This window comes from Nocardioides albus (genome assembly GCF_014648255.1).
Lineage (GTDB): Bacteria > Actinomycetota > Actinomycetes > Propionibacteriales > Nocardioidaceae > Nocardioides > Nocardioides albus.
The window spans coordinates 428980-452010 of sequence record NZ_BMQT01000002.1; the positions used below are offsets into that span (position 1 = coordinate 428980).

At 68.9% G+C, this 23031-nt stretch carries 21 protein-coding genes; 12 read left to right on the plus strand and 9 right to left on the minus strand.

Annotation, left to right across the window (positions count from 1 at the left end; translation table 11 throughout):
* Positions 1-93: 93 nt before the first annotated feature.
* A complete protein-coding gene (locus IEY84_RS05315) occupies positions 94-711 on the minus strand; it encodes a hypothetical protein (RefSeq protein WP_183544866.1) in 618 nt (205 codons plus the stop codon).
* Here IEY84_RS05315 and IEY84_RS05320 point away from each other — a divergent pair.
* The 3 genes from IEY84_RS05320 (at position 693) to IEY84_RS05330 (ending at position 4765) form a co-directional block, all read left to right on the plus strand.
* A complete protein-coding gene (locus IEY84_RS05320) occupies positions 693-1373 on the plus strand; it encodes a hypothetical protein (RefSeq protein WP_183544865.1) in 681 nt (226 codons plus the stop codon). The genes IEY84_RS05315 and IEY84_RS05320 overlap by 19 nt on opposite strands.
* Entirely contained in the window at positions 1373-2764 is a 1392-nt protein-coding gene (locus IEY84_RS05325; protein ID WP_183544864.1) for a hypothetical protein, read from the plus strand. Before IEY84_RS05320 ends, IEY84_RS05325 begins: the two co-directional genes overlap by 1 nt.
* Before the next feature lie 108 nt (positions 2765-2872).
* On the plus strand, positions 2873-4765 hold the full coding sequence (locus IEY84_RS05330; RefSeq protein WP_183544863.1) for an alkyl/aryl-sulfatase: 1893 nt from the start codon (positions 2873-2875) through the stop codon (positions 4763-4765).
* A gap of 7 nt (positions 4766-4772) precedes the next feature.
* On the opposite strand, the gene IEY84_RS05335 is transcribed toward IEY84_RS05330, so the two are convergent.
* Complete coding sequence (locus tag IEY84_RS05335; protein ID WP_183544861.1) at positions 4773-5369, minus strand: VanZ family protein; 597 nt, start codon at positions 5367-5369, stop codon at positions 4773-4775.
* Positions 5366-6514, minus strand: coding sequence for a lipid II:glycine glycyltransferase FemX (locus tag IEY84_RS05340; protein ID WP_183544859.1), 1149 nt, complete (start codon positions 6512-6514; stop codon positions 5366-5368). Before IEY84_RS05340 ends, IEY84_RS05335 begins: the two co-directional genes overlap by 4 nt.
* 86 nt (positions 6515-6600) lie before the next feature.
* On the opposite strand from IEY84_RS05340, the gene IEY84_RS05345 reads away from it, so the two are divergent.
* Together IEY84_RS05345 and IEY84_RS05350 are read left to right on the plus strand one after the other, a co-directional pair.
* On the plus strand, positions 6601-7266 hold the full coding sequence (locus IEY84_RS05345) for a response regulator transcription factor (RefSeq protein ID WP_183544857.1): 666 nt from the start codon (positions 6601-6603) through the stop codon (positions 7264-7266).
* Positions 7253-8377, plus strand: coding sequence for a sensor histidine kinase (locus tag IEY84_RS05350; RefSeq protein ID WP_183544855.1), 1125 nt, complete (start codon positions 7253-7255; stop codon positions 8375-8377). Before IEY84_RS05345 ends, IEY84_RS05350 begins: the two co-directional genes overlap by 14 nt.
* Positions 8378-8434: 57 nt before the next feature.
* On the opposite strand, the gene IEY84_RS05355 is transcribed toward IEY84_RS05350, so the two are convergent.
* Complete coding sequence (locus IEY84_RS05355; RefSeq protein WP_183544853.1) at positions 8435-8905, minus strand: Lrp/AsnC family transcriptional regulator; 471 nt, start codon at positions 8903-8905, stop codon at positions 8435-8437.
* A gap of 119 nt (positions 8906-9024) precedes the next feature.
* On the opposite strand from IEY84_RS05355, the gene hppD reads away from it, so the two are divergent.
* Positions 9025-10230 carry a 4-hydroxyphenylpyruvate dioxygenase gene (hppD, locus tag IEY84_RS05360; RefSeq protein ID WP_183544851.1) on the plus strand — a complete coding sequence of 402 codons (1206 nt, stop codon included), beginning with the start codon at positions 9025-9027 and terminating at the stop codon, positions 10228-10230.
* Positions 10231-10350: 120 nt separating this feature from the next.
* Here the strand turns inward: hppD and IEY84_RS05365 are convergent, their stop codons facing one another.
* Entirely contained in the window at positions 10351-12153 is a 1803-nt protein-coding gene (locus tag IEY84_RS05365; RefSeq protein ID WP_183544849.1) for a bifunctional sugar phosphate isomerase/epimerase/4-hydroxyphenylpyruvate dioxygenase family protein, read from the minus strand.
* An 82-nt stretch (positions 12154-12235) separates the two neighbouring features.
* Here IEY84_RS05365 and IEY84_RS05370 point away from each other — a divergent pair, with 82 nt between their 5' ends.
* The 3 genes from IEY84_RS05370 (at position 12236) to IEY84_RS05380 (ending at position 15385) form a co-directional block, all read left to right on the plus strand.
* Complete coding sequence (locus IEY84_RS05370; protein WP_183544847.1) at positions 12236-12889, plus strand: TetR/AcrR family transcriptional regulator; 654 nt, start codon at positions 12236-12238, stop codon at positions 12887-12889.
* Positions 12890-13120: 231 nt separating this feature from the next.
* Entirely contained in the window at positions 13121-13981 is an 861-nt protein-coding gene (locus IEY84_RS05375; RefSeq protein ID WP_183544845.1) for a shikimate dehydrogenase, read from the plus strand.
* 72 nt (positions 13982-14053) lie between these two features.
* On the plus strand, positions 14054-15385 hold the full coding sequence (locus IEY84_RS05380) for an MFS transporter (RefSeq protein WP_183544843.1): 1332 nt from the start codon (positions 14054-14056) through the stop codon (positions 15383-15385).
* 141 nt (positions 15386-15526) lie between these two features.
* Here the strand turns inward: IEY84_RS05380 and IEY84_RS05385 are convergent, their stop codons facing one another.
* On the minus strand, positions 15527-16468 hold the full coding sequence (locus IEY84_RS05385; RefSeq protein ID WP_183544841.1) for an RNA polymerase sigma-70 factor: 942 nt from the start codon (positions 16466-16468) through the stop codon (positions 15527-15529).
* A 97-nt stretch (positions 16469-16565) separates the two neighbouring features.
* Between IEY84_RS05385 and IEY84_RS05390 the strand changes: the two genes are divergently transcribed.
* Positions 16566-17477, plus strand: coding sequence for an RCC1 domain-containing protein (locus IEY84_RS05390; RefSeq protein ID WP_183544839.1), 912 nt, complete (start codon positions 16566-16568; stop codon positions 17475-17477).
* Here the strand turns inward: IEY84_RS05390 and IEY84_RS05395 are convergent.
* From IEY84_RS05395 to IEY84_RS05405, 3 genes are all read right to left on the minus strand, one after another.
* A complete protein-coding gene (locus IEY84_RS05395) occupies positions 17416-17778 on the minus strand; it encodes a DoxX family protein (RefSeq protein ID WP_183544837.1) in 363 nt (120 codons plus the stop codon). The genes IEY84_RS05390 and IEY84_RS05395 overlap by 62 nt on opposite strands.
* Positions 17775-18980, minus strand: a complete 1206-nt coding sequence (locus IEY84_RS05400; protein ID WP_183544835.1) for an NAD(P)/FAD-dependent oxidoreductase — start codon at positions 18978-18980, stop codon at positions 17775-17777. Before IEY84_RS05400 ends, IEY84_RS05395 begins: the two co-directional genes overlap by 4 nt.
* A gap of 64 nt (positions 18981-19044) precedes the next feature.
* Entirely contained in the window at positions 19045-19617 is a 573-nt protein-coding gene (locus tag IEY84_RS05405) for a TetR/AcrR family transcriptional regulator (protein ID WP_183544833.1), read from the minus strand.
* Between the two features lie 168 nt (positions 19618-19785).
* Between IEY84_RS05405 and IEY84_RS05410 the strand changes: the two genes are divergently transcribed.
* Entirely contained in the window at positions 19786-21288 is a 1503-nt protein-coding gene (locus IEY84_RS05410) for an aldehyde dehydrogenase family protein (protein WP_183544831.1), read from the plus strand.
* Position 21289: 1 nt separating this feature from the next.
* The gene (gene betA / locus IEY84_RS05415) at positions 21290-23026 is read left to right on the plus strand and encodes a choline dehydrogenase (RefSeq protein WP_183544829.1); all 1737 of its coding nucleotides are present in this window, start codon (positions 21290-21292) and stop codon (positions 23024-23026) included.
* Positions 23027-23031 lie beyond the last annotated feature (5 nt).

Genomic DNA, 23031 nt, shown 5'->3' on the forward strand with positions numbered 1-23031 from the left:
AGCGTGCGCCGGTCTGCCCGCTAAGGCGATGGACTGATGTCGAAGCCGGCCCGATCGGTCCACGTCTCGGCGGGGACGGTGAGTCCGTCTCCGTCAGGATGACGGTTCGAAGGTTGGCATTACCTGATTGAGCATCTCGTCGGTTTCCTTGCGGTCGACCAGCCCGCGGTTGAACGTCCACAAGATACTGATCAGCCTGCCGTCTCTGACGGTCCCGTATGTGTCGAGCCACCGCGCTGAATCCTCGCCACGGACGTGATAAAACCTGACGCCACCGAGTGTAATGTCGGGGAGCCGCTCGACCTTATCCATGTTTTCGCCCTTGTGAAACGCGAGTGCAGTCTCCGCGGCGTCGTCGATGGCAGTGGAAGACTCCATGGTTAGGCTTGAGCCGAAGCTACCGCCACCCACACGGACGCCGCCTTCGCGTAGGGGCGGGGCCTGCAGTTCGGGCCCGCCGGCGCCATGTTCGACGTCCCAGTCTGGCGGCACGAGGAACTGGCCGCCTTCTACCTCGGCCGCGTGCCAGCCAGCTTTCGGATCAGCTGAACTCGCCGACTGCCCACTGGACGGGCTGTTGGACGGCGTGGTAGTGCCTTCGTGTGGATTGTCAGCCGAGCCGCATGCGCTCAGCGTCACGCCGAGAATGGCGACGACAGCAACGGCGGAGGTCGAAACTAGGTGGCGGGTCCGTGCCCGAGTCGTCGGCATGGGGTGAGCGTAGCGACCCGAGGTCAACGCCGCGAGATGCAACGCTGGAACCGGGCGGCCTTGCCGTGGACAGGCGGTGGCGATTATTGCAAAATGTGCGCGAGAGGGTTGATGGGTCCCGGGCCAGTGCCTCTGTTGGCAGTGCTTGGTCGACGTTTCAACGCCATGCGTCAATCGAGGGGGACTCCGTGGGGAGCGGAAAAGAGACCAAGGTCGACCATGAGGTCGTCGACCGCATGAAGAATGTGTTGATCGAGATGAAGGTCGAGGTCGACAAGCCGCGGGTGGATACGCCTCGTGCGGGCCTTCTCGGGCAGGGCGCGAGCGGCGAGTCACTTAAGAAGCAGTTAGACCTGGCGAGCGAGCGGATCAGCAGCTCGCTGTCGCAGCTCTCCGATGCGGTGATCAAGTTCTACGACGGCACGGACCGCGCTGCCAAGGAGATGACCAGCGCGGATGAGGACGCCGGCGACTGGGGCCGAGTCCTGGACGCCGGTGTGGCGATGGTGAGTCAACCACTCCATATGGGCTTGGGCAAGGACGATCGTCCCGACGCGCTACCCATCCCGATCCCGTTCCTGCCGATCCCCCCTGAGCTGCTCCAAGAGATGCAGTCGCGCGCCGAGATCGTGGGCACCTCGTCCGGAGAGGACGGTGCGTGATGGCGACCCTAGATGGTGGCGGTGTCGGCCGGGTCAAAGGGCCGCACATGATTCGGCTGCAGCAATACTTGCTCGCGGCCGATGCGGCGGACATCGACGCTTACATCACCAGCTGGCGTCGGTCTGAACGAACTTTCCAGCTTGCTGCGCAGCAGTTCACCATGCTGGCGAAGGCATGCAGTGATGCCTTCGCCGAGTCCTCGTACACCGCGCAGGCAGCCGCGTCGTCCTACAATGCAGCTGCCGCACAGATGACGGAGAAGGCCGCCGTCATCGGTCAGGCATGCAGAGCCATGAACGTGGTCTCCGAGCGCTACGACCAGGCCAAGCAGAAGTACGACTTCCACGAGGGCAGGCTGCCGACGTCTCACGGCCCCGCACCGAGCGCATCCGACCCTGCGTACACGACCGAGGGTTACACCGGTGCCGAGAAGGCGCGTCGGGAGACTGCGTTGGGTGACGCGAAGGCGAACCACGCGAAGGACGCTCAGGCGATCGCTGATGCTGAGCGGGATGCGGCCTTCCAGTGCCAGCAGATCGATGACGGCAACCAGGAGGCCGAGCCGAAGGTGCGGGCGATCACGGAGCCGCCGTCGGCGTCGTCCGGGACGAACGGCAGCGGCAGCTCGGGCTCTTCGTCGGGCGGTTACGCGAGCCCGGGGTCGCGCAGCGCGGTGGCCGCGGCTCAGGCCAAGTACGACTCGGTGAACCCTGGGACGCTGTACGCGGAGGGCGAGGGACACCAGATCCGGGCCGAGCAGATGGAGATCATCAAGCAGGCCCATGCCGAGAACATCCCGGAGTGGGACAACTCTGCCGGAATGTGGGTCAACTCGGACGGCTCCCAGGCACCGGCGACGAGCTACGCCAGCGTCGAGACGGCCGAAGGTCTGGCGCCCCTCGGTGGTGGCGCCGGCGGAGCCGCAGCGCTTGGGATCGGACTCGGCGGTGCCGGGCTCGCGGTCGGCGCTGCAGCTGCGTTGAAGGCCAGGTTCGGCGCCGGAGCGGCCGCTGCAGCAGGCAAGGTCAGCGCTGCCAGCAGCCCGGCGAAGGCCGCCACTGCGGGGCGGACGGCCGGGACGGCAGCGAGGGCCGGAGCCCCGGGGCAGGCGGCACGATCGGGTGGCGCTGGCGCTGGCGCGCGTGGTGCAGGAGGTGCGGGCGGCCGATCCGCAACTGGTGCCGGCAGCCGAAGCCAGATGCGAGGCGCAGGCGCAGGTGCGGGCGGCCGTGGCGGCCGAGGGAAGGACAAGCAGAGCGGCGATCCGGATGTCGACTTCATGGCCGACTACTCATCGGACTACAGCGACGAAGAGTATGAACGTCTTCTCGCCCAGAAGCGGTTCGACGACGAGCAGAAGCGGCAGCTAGGTACTCCCGCAGACGGTTAGCCCGAGACGGTGACATGGCTTGACGCAGTCGCGTCTGCGCCAAGCCATGCCACCGACCCACCGGTTTCGGGTGAGGCGTGGCGGTTGCTCCTGACGCAGCGTCGAGGCATGACCACAACACCTCGTGATGCCACCACCGCTATCGCCGAGCAGCAGCGTGCGCTCCTCGAGCGTCTGCCGTTCGCCGACACCGAGGACTTCGACGATGCCGGCCGCGGCCTCGTCGGACGTCGCGAACCCAACGCCGTCACTGCCGAGGACGGCAGGGTGGTGTGGGACAATGACACCTACGACTTCATCGAGGGTGATGCCCCCGACACGGTCAACCCGAGCCTGTGGCGGCAGTCGACGCTGGTCGCGACGGACGGGCTCTACGAGGTCGTCCCGGGTCTCTACCAGGTGCGCGGTCTGGACCTGTCGAACATCAGCTTCGTCGAGGGCGAGACCGGGGTGATCGTGATCGACCCGCTGATCTCGACCGAGACCGCAGCGGCTGCGCTCGCGCTCTACCGGGAGCACCGTGGCGATCGGCCGGTGACCGGGGTCATCTACACCCACTGTCACGTCGACCACTTCGGCGGCGTCAAAGGCGTCACCACTCAGGAGGACGTCGATGCCGGACGGGTCCCCGTGCTCGCGCCCGAGGGGTTCGTCGAGCACGCCGTCTCGGAGAACGTCTACGCCGGCACGGCGATGGGGCGACGTGCCGGCTACATGTACGGCGCCGCGCTGCCGCGTAGCGCCCAGGGCGCGCTCGGAGCGGGGCTCGGGCAGACCACGTCGACCGGCACAGTCACGCTGATCCCGCCGACTCTCGAGATCACGACCACCGGTCAGGAAGAGGTCATCGACGGCGTACGGATCGTCTTCCAGATGGCGCCGGGCACCGAGGCCCCGGCGGAGATGCTGTTCTACTTCCCCGACCTCAAGGCCCTGTGCGCGGCTGAGGACGCGACTCACAACCTGCACAACCTCCTCACCCTGCGAGGTGCGCTGGTCCGCGACCCGCACGTGTGGTCGAAGTACCTGACGGAGACCATCGACCTGTTCGGTGGCGAGGTCGAGGTCGTCTTCGCCTCCCACCACTGGCCGACCTGGGGCAAGGAGCGCGTGGTCGACTTCCTCTCGCTGCAGCGTGACCTCTACGCCTACCTGCACGATCAGACCTTGCGGATGCTCAACAAGGGACTGGTCGGTTCGGAGATCGCCGAGCAGATCACCTTGCCGCCGGCCCTGGAGAACGCGTGGTCCACCCGCGGCTACTACGGCTCGGTGAGCCACAACGTGAAGGCGATCTACCAGCGCTACCTCGGCTGGTTCGACGGCAACCCGGCCCACCTGTGGGAGCACACCCCGGTCGAGAAGGCCAAGCGCTACGTCGCCCTCGGCGGTGGCGCGGACGCCGTCGTCACGCACGGACAGGCGGCGTACGACGAGGGTGACTACCGCTGGGCGGCCGAGGTGCTCAGCCACGTGGTCTTCGCCGAACCGGACCACGCAGCGGCCCGCGAACTGCTGGCCGACACCCTCGAGCAGCTCGGCTACGGCTCGGAGAACGGCACCTGGCGCAACTTCTACCTCTCCGGCGCCTACGAGCTCCGCAACGGCCAGTTCGGCACGCCGACGGTCACCGCGTCCCCCGACATGGTCGCCCAGCTCAGCCCCGACATGCTCTTCGACGCGATGGCCGTCCAGGTCAACGGCCCGGAGGCATGGGACGAGAAGCTCAGCATCGACGTGGTGATCACCGACACCGACGAGCGCTACCGTCTCCGCCTCGCCAACGGCGTGCTGACCTACAGCTCCGCCCCGCAGACCGGCGATGCCGATGCCACGCTGACGACGAAGCGACGCAGCCTGCCCGCCCTCGCGGTCGGCACACCCACTCCCGACCGGCTTGCCCAGGCGGGGATCGAGATCGCCGGCGACGGCTCCGTGCTGGAACGGCTCACCGCCGTGCTCGACCCGGGCGATCCCGACTTCGCCATCGTCACGCCCTGAGGGTCTCTCAGCCGGTCTCGACCGGCTCGGCCACCGATGGTCGAGCCGGTAGGTCGTGGCGAGCCGATCGACGACGCCTTGCGCCTGGCCGCCACCACGGCCACGACAGGATCGCGGCGACGGTGGCGCCGGCCGCGTTGAGGAGCACGTCATCGACCGACGAGACCCGGTCCAGCAGCAGGGCGTACTGGAGCACCTCGATCGTCACCGAGCCGGCGACGGCCAACGCGAGGACCCGCCACACCGAGCGCAGCGCGCGGAAGCGGATGGGTCCGAAGAAGCCCAGCGGTGCGAAGAGCAACAGGTTGCCGACGATGCCGAACCGGCCCATGGTCGGGAGGTCCGCGAACGGCTCGAGGCTGACGGAGCCGGTGACGAGGCCGGCCATGCTGCCCGGCACCATCGTCATCATCACCCCGGGCACGGTGCCGTAGACGATGGCGACCTCGGCCAGCGACGTACGCCACGCCCGCGGCCACGGGACGCCGAGGCCCCGGCGCAGCAGGGCCAGGATCGGCACCGCCAGCGCTGCCACCGGGAGCGCGAGCACCGTGAGGATGACGATGCCGGTCTCGGTGAGCGAACCTGATCCGTTCACGATCATCGGTGTGCTCCTTCCCTCTGGTTGCGTCTTCTCATGTACAGGTCGAAGGCCCGATAGACGATAGGCCGCAGCGGCAGGTCCCACTCGCCGACGTACCTGACCGCCCGTCCGCCGGTGCCGACCTTGAACTGGACCAGCCCGACGTGCGGATCGTCGGCCGACAGCGTCGGGGTGATGCCGCGCAGGTCGTACACGTCGCAGCCGGCGGCCAGCGAGTCGCGGATCATCGCCCACTGGCAGGCGTTGGAGCCGCGTACGTCCCGTTTCGTGCCCGACGAGGCGCCGTAGACGTACCAGGCGTGGCCGCCGACGCGGACGTAGACCATCGCGGCCACCAGATCGCCTTCGTGATGGGCGAGGTAGAGCGTGATGCGCCCGTCGTCCTCGGTGGAGAGAGCGGCGAACATCTTCTCGAAATAGGCCAGCGGCCGCGGGGTGAACCGGTCGCGCTCGGCGGTGTGGACGTAGAGGTCGTGGAACGCCTTCAGGTCCTCGCCGCCGGTCGAGGTGGTGACCTCGACGCCGGCCTTGGCTGCCTTCTTGATGTTGCGCCGCCAGAGCTGGTTCATCCCGGCGAGCACGTCGTCCTCGGCGCGCGCGGTCCCGTCCGGATGGCGTAGGGGGACCTCGTACGTGAACTGCGGCTGCCCTGCTCCGAACCCGCTCTCGGGGTTCTGCTGGATCCAGCCGGAGTCGCGCAGGTATCGCGTCACGTCGGCGCCGACAGGATCGGTGTGCCCGGGGAGGTCGGTCAGGCGGGTGACTTGCGGGTCGGCGATGCCCTCCTTGACCTGAACGGCGCTCCAGGTGCGGGTGCGCACCGGGGGAGCGACGCGGATCGCGAAGGCGCCCTGCGAGCGTAGGTAGGAGACCAGCGGCGAGAGCCAGTCGGTGAGCCCGCCGGCCCAGTCGATGTCCGGCCCCCACGGAAGGTACGCCAGCGTGTAGCCCAGCCGCGGCACCGGCCGGTGCAGCACCAGCCCGGTCCCGGCGAGCCGATCACCGGCGAACCAACCCAGCGACTCGCCGCGCCACTCGGTCTTCACCGCGGCCCAGGCCGGGGTCTGCTGGAAGCTGACCGAGCTCCGTGACCTGATGTGGTCGAGGTGCTCGGCGGAACTGATCGGTCTGACGGTGAAGGGCACCCTGCCAGTCAACCGGTCTCGGTGTCGTCAGGACGTATGCCGTTTCGGATACGTCGGCGATATGTCATCGACTTAGGATCATTGGCATGCGGGTGCTGGTGGTCGAGGACGAGCCGTTGATGGCTGGGGCGATCCGGGACGGGTTGCGGCTGGAGGCGATCGCCGCTGACATCGCCGGCGACGGCGAGACGGCGCTGGAGATGCTGAGCGTCAACGCCTACGACATCGCCGTGCTCGACCGCGACATCCCCGGACCCTCGGGCGACGAGATCGCGAAGCGCATCGTCGCCTCCGGGACCGGGATGCCCATCCTGATGCTCACCGCCGCCGACCGGCTCGATGACAAGGCCTCGGGCTTCGAGCTGGGCGCCGACGACTACCTGACCAAGCCGTTCGAGCTGCGCGAGCTTGTGCTGCGGCTGCGGGCCCTCGACCGGCGGCGCGCCCACAACCGGCCACCGGTGCGGGAGATCGCCGGGCTGCGGATCGACCCGTTCCGGCGCGAGGTCTACCGCGAGGGCCGTTACGTCGCCCTGACCCGCAAGCAGTTCGCGGTCCTCGAGGTGCTCGCCGCTGCCGAGGGCGGCGTGGTCAGCGCTGAGGAGCTGCTGGAGCGGGCGTGGGACGAGAACGCCGACCCGTTCACGAACGCCGTACGCATCACCGTCTCCGCCCTGCGCAAGCGGCTCGGCGAGCCGGCGATCATCGCGACCGTGCCGGGCGTGGGATACCGCATCGATGTCGACGCCTAGCGACACGGGCTCCAGACGCCCCGGGCTGAGCGTCAGGCTCAAGCTGACGTTGAGCTATGCCGGGGTCATCGTGGTCACCGGTGTCCTGCTCCTCGCCGTGGTGTGGGTCTTCCTGCTGCGCTACGTCCCCGACGGGGTGTGGATGGAGTGGCCGCAGCGGCCGGGGAGCCCGAGTGCTCCCTTCGTCCCGAATCGCTCTGACCTGGAGCGTGCCTTCGTGCCGCGGGCGGCGGCGATGATGGGGTTCCTCGTCGTGTTCGGCCTGGTGGGAGGGTGGATCCTCGCCGGCCGGATGTTGGCGCCGCTGACCAGGATCACCGAGGCCACGCGTACGGCAGCGGACGGCTCGCTCTCGCACCGGATCGAGCTCGAGGGCCCCGGTGACGAGTTCCGTGAGCTCGCCGACGGGTTCGACGACATGCTGGCGAAGCTGGAGGCGCAGGTGGCCGAGCAGCAGCGGTTCGCGGCCAACGCCTCCCACGAGCTGCGTACGCCGCTGGCGATCACCCAGACGTTGCTCGATGTCGCCGGCAAGGATCCGAACCGCGACGTCGAGGAGCTCGTCGACCGGCTGCGCCTGATCAACGCGCGCGCGATCGACCTCACCGAGGCTCTTCTCGTGCTCAGTCGCGCCGACCAGCGCTCCTTCGTCCGCGAGCCGGTCGACCTGTCGCTGGTCGCCGAGGAGGCGGTCGAGACGCTGCTGCCGCTCGCCGAGCAGCGCGGAGTCCGGATCGAGACCTCCGGTGACCAGGCGTCGGTCACCGGCTCGCCCGCCCTGCTGCTGCAGGTCGCGACCAACCTGATCCACAACGCGATCGTCCACAACCTGCCCGAGGCCGGGTCGGTGTCGGTCACCGTCGTCGCGACGGAGAAGAGCGTGGTTCTCGCCGTCGCGAACACCGGTGAGGAGCTCCCTCGTGAGCTCGTCGCCACGCTCACCGAGCCGTTCCAGCGAGGCACGCAGCGCATCCACGGAGACCAGGCCGGCGTCGGTCTCGGCCTGGCGATCGTCAAGAGCATCACCCGCGCCCACGACGGCAATCTCGCGGTACTCGCCCGTCCCGGCGGTGGGCTACGGGTCTCGGTCGAGCTGCCTCGGACGCGCTAGCAACGAGGTTGTGAAGCTGAGAGTGGTCTATAGGTCACTCTCAGCTTCACAACCTCGTCAACGTGGTGTCGCGCCCGTGCGCAGCAGGTCCAGGGTGCGCGGCTCGATGAGGGTCGAGAGGGTGACCACGCTGGTCGAGCGGACGACGGCGTGGGACTGGTCGATGCGGACGAGCACCTCCTGCAGCTTCGCGTGCGATCCGGTCGCGACCTTGCAGAAGACGTCGAACGAGCCGGTGGTGACGTAGGCCTCGAGCACCTCGGGGATCTCGGCGAGGTCGCGGCGTACGTCCTCGAGGGCACCCTGGGAGATCTCCAGGGTCACGAACGCCTGCACGGTGTGGCCGGCGGCGGCCGGGTCGATCGTAGGCGCCCAGTCGCGGATCACGCCGGCCTCGGCCAGCTTGCGCAGCCGGCTCTGCACGGTGGCGCGGGCGACGCCGGCGACTCTGGAGAGCTCGAGGTCGCCGACGCGCGGGTGGGCGTGCAGCGTCTCCAGGAGGATCAGATCGAGGCCATCGAGTTTCATGGCGCGATCATAGTCAAAGTGTCTAGTGGGATGCGGGTATTGCTGGCCGGATCTGACATATTGACCAGTGTCCAGTGGTCAACTTGTTTGGTGTGACTCGGCCCACTTGACTTGCCCGCATGACGCTTGCAGACACCCTGACCAACCAAGAGAAGCTCGCCGGACTCGGGCTGGCCGAGCTGGAGCAGCTCGTCGGCCTGGTGGCCTACGACGACACCTCTGACCCGTTCCCGGTCACCGGCTGGGACGCGGTCGTTTGGGCGGTCGGCAACGCCACCCAGACCGCCCACTTCTTCCAGAGCGCTTTCGGGATGGAGCTGGTCGCCTACTCCGGTCCCGAGACCGGCAACCGCGACCACCACTCCTACGTGCTGCGCAGCGGGGGAGTGCGGTTCGTGATCAAGGGCGGCGTCGCGCCGGACAGCGAGATCATCGCCCACCACGCCCGCCACGGTGACGGCGTCGTCGACATCGCCCTCGAGGTGCCCGACGTCGACCGCTGCATCGAGCACGCCCGCAAGCAGGGCGCCCGCGTCCTGGAAGAGCCCCACGACGTGAGCGACGAGCACGGCACCGTACGCATCGCCGCCATCGCCACCTACGGCGAGACCCGCCATACGCTGATCGACCGGTCCGGCTACCAGGGTCCCTACCTGCCCGGCTACATCGCCCGCACCTCGACGCTGAAGAAGCCTGAGGGCGCCCCCAAACGCCTCTTCCAGGCGCTCGACCACGTCGTCGGCAACGTCGAGCTCGGCAAGATGGATCAGTGGGTCGACTTCTACGGTCGAGTCATGGGGTTCACCAACATGGCTGAGTTCATCGGCGACGACATCGCCACCGACTACTCCGCGCTGATGTCGAAGGTCGTGGCCAACGGCAACCACCGGGTGAAGTTCCCGCTCAATGAGCCGGCGATCGCCAAGAAGAAGTCGCAGATCGACGAATACCTGGAGTTCTACCAGGGCCCCGGCGCCCAGCACCTCGCGCTCGCCACCGGCGACATCCTGGCCACCGTCGACGCGCTGCGCGACGCCGGGATCGAGTTCCTCAACACCCCCGACTCCTACTACGAGGACCCCGAGCTGCGCGCCCGGATCGGTGAGGTGCGGGTGCCGATCGAGGAGCTGCAGAAGCGCGGCATCCTGGTCGACCGCGACGAGGACGGCTACCTGCTGCAGATCTTCACCAAGCCGATCGGCGACCGCCCCACGGTCTTCTTCGAGCTGATCGAGCGACACGGCTCGCTCGGCTTCGGCAAGGGCAACTTCAAGGCCCTCTTCGAGGCGATCGAGCGCGAGCAGGAGGTCCGCGGCAACTTCTGACCCCTCGCCGAGTCTTCACCTTTGGCGAGCCGAGTCTGTAGTTGTGGGCGACGAAACTCTAGTTTCGTCGCCCACTTCTGCAGTCTCGGCTCGCCATTTGTGCGAACTCGGCGGTGGGGGTCAGGTGGCCTGGCTGGCGAGGCGGACGGGGGCGTTGCCGGCGCCGTAGCCGTCGTAGCGGTCGCGGCGCTCGACGAGCTCGAAGAAGACCTCACCGACGGTCTCGGTGTAGCAGTGCAGGTACTCCCCGTCGGCGTCGCGGTCGTAGAGGAGGTCGAGATCGCGGAGGGTGTCGACGAGGTCCTCGGCCAGACCGAAGCGGGCGACCAGGTCGTCGTAGTAGTTGCCCGGCACCTCGAGCGGCCTCAGTCCGCGCTCGCGGGCGGCCGTGACGACGCCGATGATGTCGTGGCAGGCGAGCGCGATGTGCTGGGCGTGGCCCTGCTGATCGGTCGGGAGCTGTCCGCTCGGGAGCAGGTTGAGCGGAAGGCGTACGCCGCCGGCGGGCGAGCTCATCACCTGGCTCCGGACGAGGCCGGCCGGGCCGGCGACCTCCTGGCTCGGCTGCGGGGTCAGCGACAGCACGCTGGTGTAGAAGAGGACCGCCTCGTCGAAGCTGTGCCAGGGCTGGACCAGGTTGACGTGGTCGATCCGCACGGCGTGTCCGTCGGTGCTCGAGACCCCGCCGTCGAACTCGCCGGCCCAGTCCTCCGCGTGCGAGAGGAAGACCTCGGTGCCGTCGGGGGAGGTGAAGGCGCGCAGGGCCTGCTCGCCGGCGTACGTCCGGCGGTGGACCGGTGGCGCCATCAGTCGGGCGGCGCGCTCGGCGGCCGGGTCGGAGTCGGCGACGTCGAAGCCGACCGCGGCGATGTGCGGCGCGGGGGAGGCGCTCGGCACGTCGTTGCACACCACACGAGCCGCACCCCAGGTCCACAGCCGCACCTGCTTGCTGCGGTGACGGCCGCCGAAGTCGAAGCCGAGCTGCTCGAGCAGCACCTCGACGCCGGAGGTGTCGGACGCCTTGATCTCGACGAAGTCGAAGGCCTCCGGTGCGGCGACCTCGGGCAGCCGGGGGAGCGGGCCTCCGGTTCGGCTTGCCTCCTCGCCGAGTAGTTCGGCGGTGCGGTCGGCGAGCCAGCGCAGGGAACGCTGGGCCTGGCGGGCGGTGCGGGTCGGGTCGGTCTGGCGGAAGGTGTCGTTGAAGACCTCCAGCGACAGCGGCCCCTCGTAGCCGGCGCGGAAGACGTGAGCGAGGAAGGTGGGCAGGGCGAAGCTGCCCTCGCCGGGGAAGAGCCGGTGGTGGCGGCTCCAGGAGAGCACGTCCATGCTGAGTGCGGGAGCGTCGGCGAGCTGCAGGAAGAAGATCTTCTCCGCCGGGATCTCCTCGATCTGCTTGGGGTCGTGGCCGCGCGAGAGGATGTGGAAGCTGTCCAGGCAGATCCCGACGTTGGGGTGGTCGGCGAGCTCGACGATGCGCCACGAGCGTCGGTAGTCGTCGACGAACCGTCCCCAGGCCAATGCCTCGTAGGCGAGCCGGATGTCGTACGTCGCCGCCAGATCGCCCAGTCGGCGCAGCTGTCCGGCGGAGACCTCGTCGTCGTCGACGGTCGCGGTGCCGACGTTGCTGCACACCAGCATCAGGTCGATCCCGAGCCGCTGCATGAGCTGGAACTTCGCCTCGGCGCGGCGGAGGACGTCCGCGAAGACCGACTCGTCGACGCCTTCGGCGTCACGGAACGGCTGATAGAGGTCGAGGGTGAGCCCCAACCGGTCGGCGAGCGCCCGGATCTCTTCGGGGGACTGAGGTGCGGCGATGAGGTCGGGCTCGAAGATCTCGATCGCGTCGAAGCCTGCTTCGGCCGCGGCGTACATCTTCTGGGCCAGGCCGCCGCTGAGACAGACGGTAGCGATCGAGGTGCGCATGGTTCTCCGTTCGTGATTAATGTACGAAACGGTACATACATTGATCCGCGTTGGGAAGTGGGCCGTGCTCTAGGCTCGGGGCATGGTCGACACCCAACAGTCCGTCGAGAAGTCGGAAGAGCGGATGCGAGATGCCGAACGCACCCGAGCCGAGCTGCTCGAGGTCGCGACCGAGGTGTTCTCCGAGCAGGGCTACTCGGGTGCGCGGGTCGACGAGATCGCGGAGCGCACCCGCACGACCAAGCGGATGATCTACTACTACTTCGGTGGCAAGGAGGGGCTCTACCTGGCCGTCCTCGAGGCCGCCTATCGTCGCATCCGTGAGGCCGAGCAGAGCTTGCATGCCGACCATCTGGCTCCGGTGGATGCGGTGCGCAGGATCGCCGAGCTGACCTTCGACCACCATCACGACCATCCGGCCTTCATCCGTCTCGTCTCGGTCGAGAACATCCACCACGGACAGCACCTGGGCAAGGTCGAGTCGCTGCGCGACCTCGGCACCCCGGCCGCCTCCCTCCTCGACGACGTCCTCGCCCGCGGCCGGGCCTCGGGAGAGCTCCGCGGCGACGTCGACGCGATCGACGTGCACATGCTGATCAGCTCCTACTGCGTCTTCCAGGTCGCCAACGCCGCCACCTTCGGCTTCCTCTTCGGCCGCGACATGCTCGCCCCCGACGTCCGCGACCGCCATCGCCGCATCCTCGGCGACATCGTCGTCGGCTGGCTCTCCGCCTAGCAGCCGTCCCCGCTCGGCCGAGACGTCACGTACGTCGGCCGAGCCGTCACGTACGTCGGCCGAGACGTCACGTACGTCGGCCGAGTTGGCAACGTGCTGCCAACTCGGCCGACGCGAGTGACGCCTCGGCCGACGCGAGCGACGTTTCGGCGTGGGGGTTGACGAGTCGGCGCGAGGTGTGATCCCCTTCACTGTCGTAACGTACTAGTTCGTACATTAAGGATCATCCGGATGAAGTCTTCGTTTCTCGTCGGTCTGATCGGCGCGGGTGTCGGCCCCTCGCTGAGCCCGGCGCTGCACATGCGCGAGGCGAAGGAGCACGGGTTGTCCTACGTGTACAAGACGCTCGACATCACCGAGCTGGGTGTCCCTGCCGAGGGTGTGGGTGAGCTGATGAACGATGCGCGACGACTCGGGTTCGACGCGCTCAACATCACCCATCCGTGCAAGGAGCTCGTGATCGAGCACCTCGACCGGCTGGACGAGACGGCGGCTCGCCTGGGCGCGGTCAACACCGTGGTCTTCACCGACGAGGGAGCCGTCGGCTACAACACCGACACGACCGGGTTCGGCCATGCGCTGCGTACCGGAATGCCGGGGGCGCCGCTCGGCACCGTCGTGCAGCTCGGCGCCGGAGGAGCGGGCTCGGCCGTCGCTCACGCGCTTGTGACCCAGGGCGTGGACAGGCTGGTGATCGCCGACACCGACCTCGACCGTGCCCAGGCGCGCGCCGAGGAGATCCGCCGCCACCACCCCGACAGCGCAGTCGAGGCGAGCCATGTCGACAAGCTGGTCGCCCTCCTCCCCGAGGCCGACGGACTGGTCAACTGCACCCCGGTGGGCATGGCCGACCACCCTGGTACGCCCCTGGAGACGAGTCTCCTCCGCCCCGATCTGTGGGTGGCGGACATCGTCTACCGGCCGCTGGACACCGCGCTGCTCCAGGCTGCGCGCGAAGTCGGCTGCCGGACGCTGCACGGAGGCCACATGGCGGTCTACCAGGCCGTCGACGCCTTCCGACTGATCACCGGCATCGATCCCGATGCCGAGCGGATGCTCGCCCACCTGCGCGAGCTCGCCACGGCCGGCTGACCGTGAACCTGAACTGAACATCCCCCACCCCGCCCGCGGTCAGGGACCGCGGACCTACCCGAGGAGGACCCGATGGCGGGACCTGACATCGAGAACAGCGAAGGCAAGACCCCGATCAGAGCCGCGCTGGCCAGCTTCATGGGCAGCGCCGTGGAGTACTATGACTTCTTCATCTTCGGCTCCGCCGCCGCCCTGATCTTTCCGCACGTCTTCTTCCCGAGCGCCGGTGATGCCGCGCTGGTGATGTCGTTCGCGACCTTCGCGTTCGCCTACGTCGCCCGGCCGGTCGGTGCGGTCTTCGTCGGTCACTTCGGCGACCGGATCGGCCGCCGCAAGGTGCTGATGTTCACCCTCCTGCTGATGGGTGGCGGCACGTTCCTGATCGGCTGTCTGCCGACCTTCGACCAGGTCGGCTGGATCGCACCTGGGCTGCTGGTGTTCTGCCGGCTGCTGCAGGGCCTCTCTGCCGCCGGCGAGCAGGCAGGTGCCAGCTCGCTCACGCTCGAGCACGCGCCGGACGACAAGCGCTCCTTCTACACCTCCTGGACCCTGACCGGCACCCAGGGCGGCCAGATCCTGGCCGCGCTCATCTTCATCCCGGTGGTCGCGCTGCCCGACGACATCAAGTACAGCATCGGCTGGCGGATCCCGTTCTGGCTCTCCGCGATCGTGGTGCTAGTGGCCTTCTTCATCCGCGCCCGCCTCAACGAGACGCCCGAGTTCGAGGAGGCCAAGGCCAACAACGAGGTTGCCAAGCTGCCCCTCGCAGTGCTGCTGCGCGACCACTGGGTCGACGTGCTGCGGGTCGTCTGCTGCGCCTTCATCGCGGCCGTCTCCACGGTGTTCGGCAACCTCGCCATCGCCTATGGAGTCGAGATCGGCATGGTCGAGTCGATCACGCTGTGGCTGGTGGTGGCCGCCAACGTCGTCGCGCTGTTCACCCAGCCGCTGTTCGGCCGGCTCGCCGACCGGATCGGGCGCAAGCCCGTCTTCATCTACGGGGCCGTGTCCAGCGCGGTGATGATGCCCTTCTACCTGCTCTCGATGAGCCAGAGCAACGAGCTGCTCGTCTTCGCGCTCGCGATCCTCACCTTCTCCTTCGGATACGCGGCTGCCAACGCGGTCTGGCCCTCGTTCTATGGCGAGATGTTCTCGACCCCGGTGCGCTTCTCCGGCGTCGCGATCGGCACCCAGATCGGCTTCCTGCTGGCCGGGTTCACACCGTCGATCGTTACCGCTCTGGGCGGCGTGAAGGAGGGCGGCTGGGTCGTCACCGCGGGCTACACCGCAGTGGTCTGCCTCGTCGCGACGGTCGCTGCGCTGACCGCACGCGAGACCAAGGACGTACGCACCGCCGACCTCGGGATGCGGCCGGCTGCGACACCGCAGGGCGCGACGGTCTGACGCCTGGCGGCCCCGCCGGTCGAGCCGCCGGAGCCGCTAGGCGGAGGCGTGTCGAGACCAACACGGTCCCATCGGCGCTCGATGGGGCTGTGTTGGTCGACACGCTCGGCCGCAGGCGGCCTCGCGGCTCGACCAGCGGTGTCAGAGCCCGCGGCGGTGGCGGTTGCGGCGGCGTACGACATCCTTCAGGTCCGCCACCGGGCCGAGGTGGCCGAGCTTCTCGGGGTTGGTGACCGAGCGGATCCGCTGGACCTGTCCGTCGAGCACGTCGAGGGTCCAGGTGCCGAGGATGGCGCCGTCGGCGTCGCGCAGGATGGCGCCGGGCTCGCCGTTGAGCTCGCGTTCCTCCAGGCGGGCACCGATGGCGAGCAGCGGCGGCACCGCGGCCACCAGGATGCGTGCCGCCTTCTCCGCGCCGAACCGGCCACCGGAGCCGCCGGCCACGCCACCACCGTCGTTGACGGTCTCCACGTCAGCTGCCAACAGCTCCCGGAGCCGGTCGATGTCGCCGTCGCGAAGCGCCTCGAAGAACCGGCTGGAGAGCTCGACCCGTTTACGTCGATCGGCCTCGAACCGCGGCTTGCCCTCGTCCATGTGGCGGCGGGCGCGCGAGGCGAGCTGGCGGCAGGCAGCCTCGGAGCGGTCGACCGCGGCGGCGATGTCGGCGAAACCGAAGTGAAAGACCTCGCGCAGTACGAAGACTGCCCGCTCCAGCGGGCTGAGCCGCTCGAGGAGCAGCAGCGCGGCCATCGACACGGAGTCGGCCAGCTCGGTCGCGCGCTCCGGGCTGGCGTAGAGATCCGCGTGCTCGTCGACCCGGGTGTCGGTCGGCAGAGGCTCGGGGAACCACGGCCCGACGTACGCCTCTCGTCGGACCCGTGCCGAGCGCAGCACGTCCAGGGATATCCGAGTGACCACCGTGGACAGGTACGCCTTGAGCGAGTCGGGCTCGGTCGAGGTCCCCGCCATCCGCAGCCAGGTCTCCTGCACCGCGTCCTCGGCCTCGCTCACGCTGCCCAGGATCCGGTAGGCGATCGAGAACAGCAGCGGTCGCAGCTCCTCGAACTCGGCTTCAGGTGTCATGAATGATCCTCCTCGATCCATCTTGCCCTCTAGGACGAGACAGCGCGCGGGACCGTGACATCGAGGCCTCGCCAGGCTGTCTCACTAGGCTGCTGCCGTGGGACACCTCATCGCGGCCGGTCCGCGCCATTCGCTCGGCTTGCGCGAGGACGGCACGGTCCTCGCCACGGGCACCGGCGCGACGGGGGAGGGGCGCGTCGATGGCTGGACTGATGTCGTCGAGGTGGCGGCCGGCAACGTGCACACCGCTTCGAACACCGGACGGTCCCACAGCGTCGGGCTCCGATCCGACGGCACCGTGGTGGCGGCGGGCTGGAACAACGACGGCCAGTGCGATGTGGGCGGCTGGCGCGAGGTGACCGCTGTGGCCGCAGGCTGGCGGCGCACCCTGGGGCTGCGAGCCGACGGAACGGTGGTCGCCGTGGGGAGGCGAGCCGAGGGTGCCTGCGAGGTGAGCTCGTGGCGCGAGATCGTCGCGCTGGCCTGCGGCGACTGGCACTCGGTCGGCCTCAGGGCTGACGGAATCGCGACTGCGGTGGGTAACGATCGCCGGGGGCAGTGCGCTGTCGGTGGATGGGGTGACCTGGTCGCCGTGGCGGCCGGCTACCTTCACACGGTCGGCATGACCAGCGCCGGGCGCGTGCTCGCGGTCGGCGATCGCAGCGCCGGGGCGTGCGGCGTCGAGAGCTGGCGCGATGTCGTAGCGGTGGCCGCCGGGAGCTACCACACCGTCGCCGTCACCGCGGACGGCCGAGCTTCGGCCGTCGGTGGCAACGACGCCGGGCAGTGCGATGTCGCCGACTGGCGCGAGATCGTCGCGGTGGCCGCGGGATCTCGGCACACGCTCGGACTGCGGGCAGACGGGACCGTCGTCGCGGCCGGGAGCACCGAGCACGGTCAGTGCGACGTGGCCGGATGGCCGCCGATCCGGATGCCGGGCTTGAGGATCAGCCGACCCAGACGAAGGCCGCCAGACCGGCGTACGCGAGGTTCACGACGCCCCGGGTGATGACGCCGCCGGTGGTGGCGCTCGCCCGCGTCGCACCGGAGGTGTGGCGGAGGTCGTCGAGGTGGACGACGGTGTAGGCGAGAAACATCAGCACAGCGACCCCGGCGGCCCACGCGCGGGTGGCCGGCACCAGCAGACCGATCGCGATCGCGACCTCGGCCACCCCGGAGGCGTAAACCGTCGCGCGCTTGGCCGGCCACCACTCGGGGACCAGCGGTTCGACCTTGGCCGGGGTGACCAGGTGAGCCACCCCGACGACGACCAGCAGCGCGGCCAGCAGCCAGGCAACGACCGTACTCACAGACTCGGCTCCTCCAACGCCGTGCGCGCTGCCGCCTGAACCCGTGCGCTGCGGGAACGATCATTGAAGCCGAACGCGGATCCCGGGCGACGAGCCTCCATCGACAGTGCCCAGACCGTGCTGCGGCAGACCAGCTCCTTGATCTTCGCTGCCGGCACGCCACGGACACGGCCCGCGACCGCAGTGTCGTCGCGACGGGAGAGGTTCACCAGGCCCAGACCCCGGCCGATACTGATGCACTGGCCGACGAAGCCGATGCCGACCGGCTTCGGGGTCGCACCGGCGAGCCGAGCGAGCACCGTCTCCCCGGCCAGCGGCCCGAGCTGGTTGGCGGCCTGGCAACTCATCCGGTACGCCACTCCCGACGGTGCCGCGGCATCCCCGGTCGCGATGATCCGGTCGTCGTCGACGCTGGTGAGGGTCTCGTCGGTGACCAGTCGGCCGAGCTCGTCGGTGGACAGCCCGCTCGCGCGCGCCAGGTTCGGCGCAGTGAACCCGGCGGTCCAGATCGTGACCGAGCTGGGCAGCTCCCGGCCGTCGTCGAGGCGTACGCCGCCGTCGATGACCTCCGCCACCCGGGCGCCCTCGACGATGCCGACTCCGAGCCGTCGCAGGTCGCGCTCGGCCACCGCACGACCCTTCTCGTGCAGCCACGGCCCGAGTCTTTCTCCGCAGATCAGAGCGACGTTTCGGCCCGCCTCGGCGAGCTCGGAGGAGACCTCGATGCCGGTCGGGCCGCCGCCGACGACGACCACCGGGGCGTCGGACGCCGTCGTCTCCAGCGCGGCCTTCAGCCGAGTCGCCTCCTCGTAGGTCGAGACCCCGAAGGCGTGCTCCGCGGCGCCGGTCACCCGGGTGGTGCCTGCACTGCCGATGGCGTAGACGAGGTAGTCGTACGCCACCTCCTGCCCACTCCCGAGCGCGACGGTCCGCCCGGCCGCATCGATGGTGGTCACCGTGTCGACCACCAGCCGCACGCGCGGGCTGAGCACGTCGGCGTAGGCCACGACGGCCTCCGAGGAGCCGACGAGCAGCTCGTGCAGCCGGATCCGCTCGACGAAGTGCTCGCGCGGATTGACCAGGGTGATCGCGATGTCCTCGCGCTTGGTGAGTCGGTTGGCGGCCATCACGCCGGCATATCCACCGCCGACGACCACCACCTGCGGCTTGCTCGTCCGGTTTTCCTGCTTGTCGAGGTTCATACCGCTAGGACACCGGCGATCGCCGATCCGTGACAGGTCGAAGCGAAACGAGCCTGGCGGTGGATCAGGCCAGAGCGGCGACGGCGTCGGCCAGAGCGTCGACTGACCGGGCGCGCTCCGGAAGGCTGCCGTCGGGGTTCAGGCTGAGCTGGAAGCCCATGAAGGCGGCGTCGATGACGTGGGCTGCCCGTTCGGCGACGGCGGGATCCACTCCGGACTTGCCCAGGTGGGCGATGAGACCGTCCATCCACAGTGTGTTGGCCTCGCGGACCGCCGAGACGTACGGCTCCCTCCCGAAGAGACCGAGCGCGGCCGCCTCCACATAGATCCTGCTGCACCGGTCACCCTCCATCACCGCCCAGAGGTCGTAGACAGCGGAACGCAGGTCCGTGGAGGGTTCGAGCGCGGCGACTTCGGCGACCGACCGCTCGTTGGACGTGCGGAGCACGTCGGCGACCAGCTGGTCCTTGGTGCCGAAGTGGTAGAGCAGGACCCGGTTGCTGGTGCTCAGCTCGGCGGCGAGCGGGCGCAGGCTCAGGCCGATCAGTCCGTGCTCGTGGACGTAGTCGGTCGCCAGCTCTGCCCAGGCAGCACGGCGCTGCGGATCCTTGGCGGGCGCGGTACGCGCGGTCGTCATGCGGTGACTGTAACAACTGGCCACAGCCATTTGTATCAGCTGCAACAATTTTGTACCACTTGCAACAATTTTGTTCCCCAAGCCCTTGACCTCGCCCTCCATGTCCGCGCAGGATCAACTGCAGTTCACCCGCGGTTGCCTGTTGAGCAACCCGACCTCGGAGGTTGCATGAGCCAGATCTACATCGACGGGCGCTGGTTGCCCGCGCAGTCGGGCGACCAGCGGGAGATCCGCTGCCCCGCCGACGGCACGGTCGTCGGAACCGTTGCGGAGGCTGGAGCAGCGGACACCCGCGCCGCGATCGCCGCGGCGCGGAACGCCTTCGACAGCGGCGGGTGGCCGGCGACGCCGGCGCGGGAGCGGGGCGACCTGCTGCTGAGGGTCGCCGACCTGCTCGAGCGGGACACCGCGATCATCGCCCGTGCCGAGTCGCTCGACACCGGGAAGCGGCTGGTCGAGAGCGAGTACGACGTGGCCGACGTGGTCTCGGTCTTCCGTCACTTCGGACACGTCGCCACCGAGGAAGCCGGCCGCGTGATCGACACCGGCGACCCGAGCGTGAAGAGCCGGATCGTGCACGAGCCGGTCGGCGTCTGTGGCCTGATCACCCCGTGGAACTACCCGCTGCTCCAGGTGGCCTGGAAGGTCGCGCCGTGCCTGGCCGCGGGCAACACGTTCGTGCTCAAGCCCAGCGAGCTGACCCCGCACTCGGCGATCCATCTGATGAAGGTGCTCGACGAGGCCGGGCTCCCGGCGGGCGTCGCCAACCTGGTCCTCGGCGAGGGCCCGACCGCGGGCGCCCCGTTGTCCGAGGACCCGCGCATCGACCTGGTCTCCTTCACGGGCGGCCTGGCCACCGGGAAGCGCCTCATGGTGAACGCTGCGGACACGGTGAAGCGGATCGCGCTCGAGCTCGGCGGCAAGAACCCGAACATCGTCTTCGCCGACGCCGACCTCGAGACCGCGCTCGACTTCGCGCTCACCGCGGTGTTCCTGCACTCCGGTCAGGTCTGCTCCGCCGGTGCCCGCCTGATCATCCAGGACTCCATCAAGGAGAAGTTCGTCGACGAGCTCGTCGCCCGCGCCGAGCAGATCCGCCTCGGCGGACCGTTCGACGAGAACGCCGAGACCGGCCCGCTGACCAGCAGCGCCCACCGCGACAAGGTCGAGGCCTACGTCGCCAAGGGTCTGGCCGAGGGCGCGACCCTCCGCACCGGTGGCAAGCGCCCCGACGACCCTGCGCTGGCCGACGGCTTCTACTACCTGCCGACCATCCTCGATGACTGCACCACCGAGATGAGCGTGACCCAGGACGAGTCCTTCGGACCGGTCCTCACCGTGGAGACCTTCACCGATGAGGACGACGCCGTCCGGATCGCCAACGACTCCATCTACGGTCTCGCCGGAGCGGTCTGGACCTCCGACGCCGGCCGCGCCGAGCGGGTCGCCGCCAGGCTCCGGATGGGCACGGTGTGGATCAACGACTACCACCCGTACGTCGCCCAGGCCGAGTGGGGCGGCTACAAGCAGTCCGGGATCGGCCGCGAGCTCGGCCAGGCCGGGCTGGAGGAATACCGCGAGACCAAGCACATCTGGCACAACATCGACCCGAGCCCGCAGCACTGGTTCGCGCCCCGCGCCCAGGAGACCGGCACAGCGAAGGAGAACTGAGATGACCGCGACGTACGACTACGTGATCGTCGGCGGCGGCTCGGCCGGCTCGGCCCTCGCCAACCGGCTCAGCGCAGACCCCGGGACGCAGGTGCTGGTGCTGGAGGCCGGTCACAGCGACTTCAAGATCGACCCCTTCATCCACATGCCCGCGGCGCTGCCGTTCCCGATCGGCTCGAAGCTCTACGACTGGGGCTACGAGACCGACCCCGAGCCCCACCTGGGTGGCCGCAAGGTCTACCACGCCCGCGGCAAGGTGCTGGGCGGATCGAGCTCGATCAACGGGATGATCTTCCAGCGCGGCAACCCGATGGACTTCGAGCGTTGGGCGGCCGACCCGGGCATGGAGACCTGGGACTACCGCCACTGCTTGCCCTACTTCAAGCGCATGGAGAGCCGCTTCCTCGAGGACGGCACCTCCGGTGCCGACCAGTGGCGCGGAGGCTCCGGGCCGCTCCACCTGGAGCGCGGTCCCGCGACCAACCCGCTGTTCTCGGCGTTCTTCGAGGCCGCCCAAGAGGCCGGCTACCCGCTCACCGACGACGTCAACGGCTACCGTCAGGAGGGCTTCGCCCCCTTCGACCGCAACGTGAAGGACGGCCGCCGCTGGTCGGCCGCCAGGGCCTATCTGCACCCGGTGATGAACCGTCCCAACCTCACCGTCGAGACGTTCGCGCACGCGACCAAGATCCGCTTCGACACCTCCGGCGACGTCCCGCGGGTGACCGGCGTGGACTACGTCCGGGGCGTCGGCCGGGCGCGCAAGGACCACTTCGTCCGCGCCAAGGAGATCATCTGCTGCGGCGGCGCGATCAACACCCCGCAGCTGCTCCAGCTCTCCGGCGTGGGAGAGGAGTCGCTGCTTCGCGAGCACGGGATCGATGTCGTCACGAACCTCCCCGGTGTGGGCGAGAACCTCCAGGACCATCTCGAGGTCTACATCCAGTACGCCTCCAAGCAGCCCGTCTCGATCGCCCCCGGCCTGGTGTGGCACCAGCGGCCCAAGATCGCCTGGCAGTGGCTCTTCCAGAAGAAGGGCCTGGGGGCGACCAACCACTTCGAGGGTGGCGGCTTCGCGCGGTCCAACGAGGACGTGGACTGGCCCAACCTGATGTTCCACTTCCTGCCGATCGCGATCCGCTACGACGGCTCGATGGCTCCTGGTCAAGAGAAGGGCCAGCACGGCTACCAGGTCCACATCGGCCCGATGTACGCCGACACCCGCGGCCACGTCCGGATCAAGTCCGACGACCCCTTCGAGCACCCCTCGATGCTGTTCAACTACCTCTCCACGCCCAACGACCGCCGCGAGTGGGTCGAGGCGGTGCGGGTGGCCCGCAACATCCTCAACCAGCCCGCCTTCGCCTCCTTCAACGCAGGAGAGATGTCGCCGGGCCCGTCGGTGGAGACCGACGAGGAGATCCTCGAGTGGGTCCGCAAGGACGCCGAGACCGCGCTGCACCCCTCGTGCACCGCGGCGATGGGCACCGGCGAGCTGGCGGTGACAGACCCGACCACGATGAAGGTGCACGGCACCGAGGGGCTGCGGGTCGTGGACGCGAGCGTCTTCCCCTATGTCACCAACGGCAACATCTACGCACCGGTGATGATGGTCGCGGAGAAGGCCGCCGACCTGATCGCGGGCAACACTCCGCTGGCACCCTCCGACGTCCCCTACTACCGCCACCGTGACGACTCGCCGCTGTGGCCGGCAGGGGACCCGCGCAACCAGTCTTGAGACCC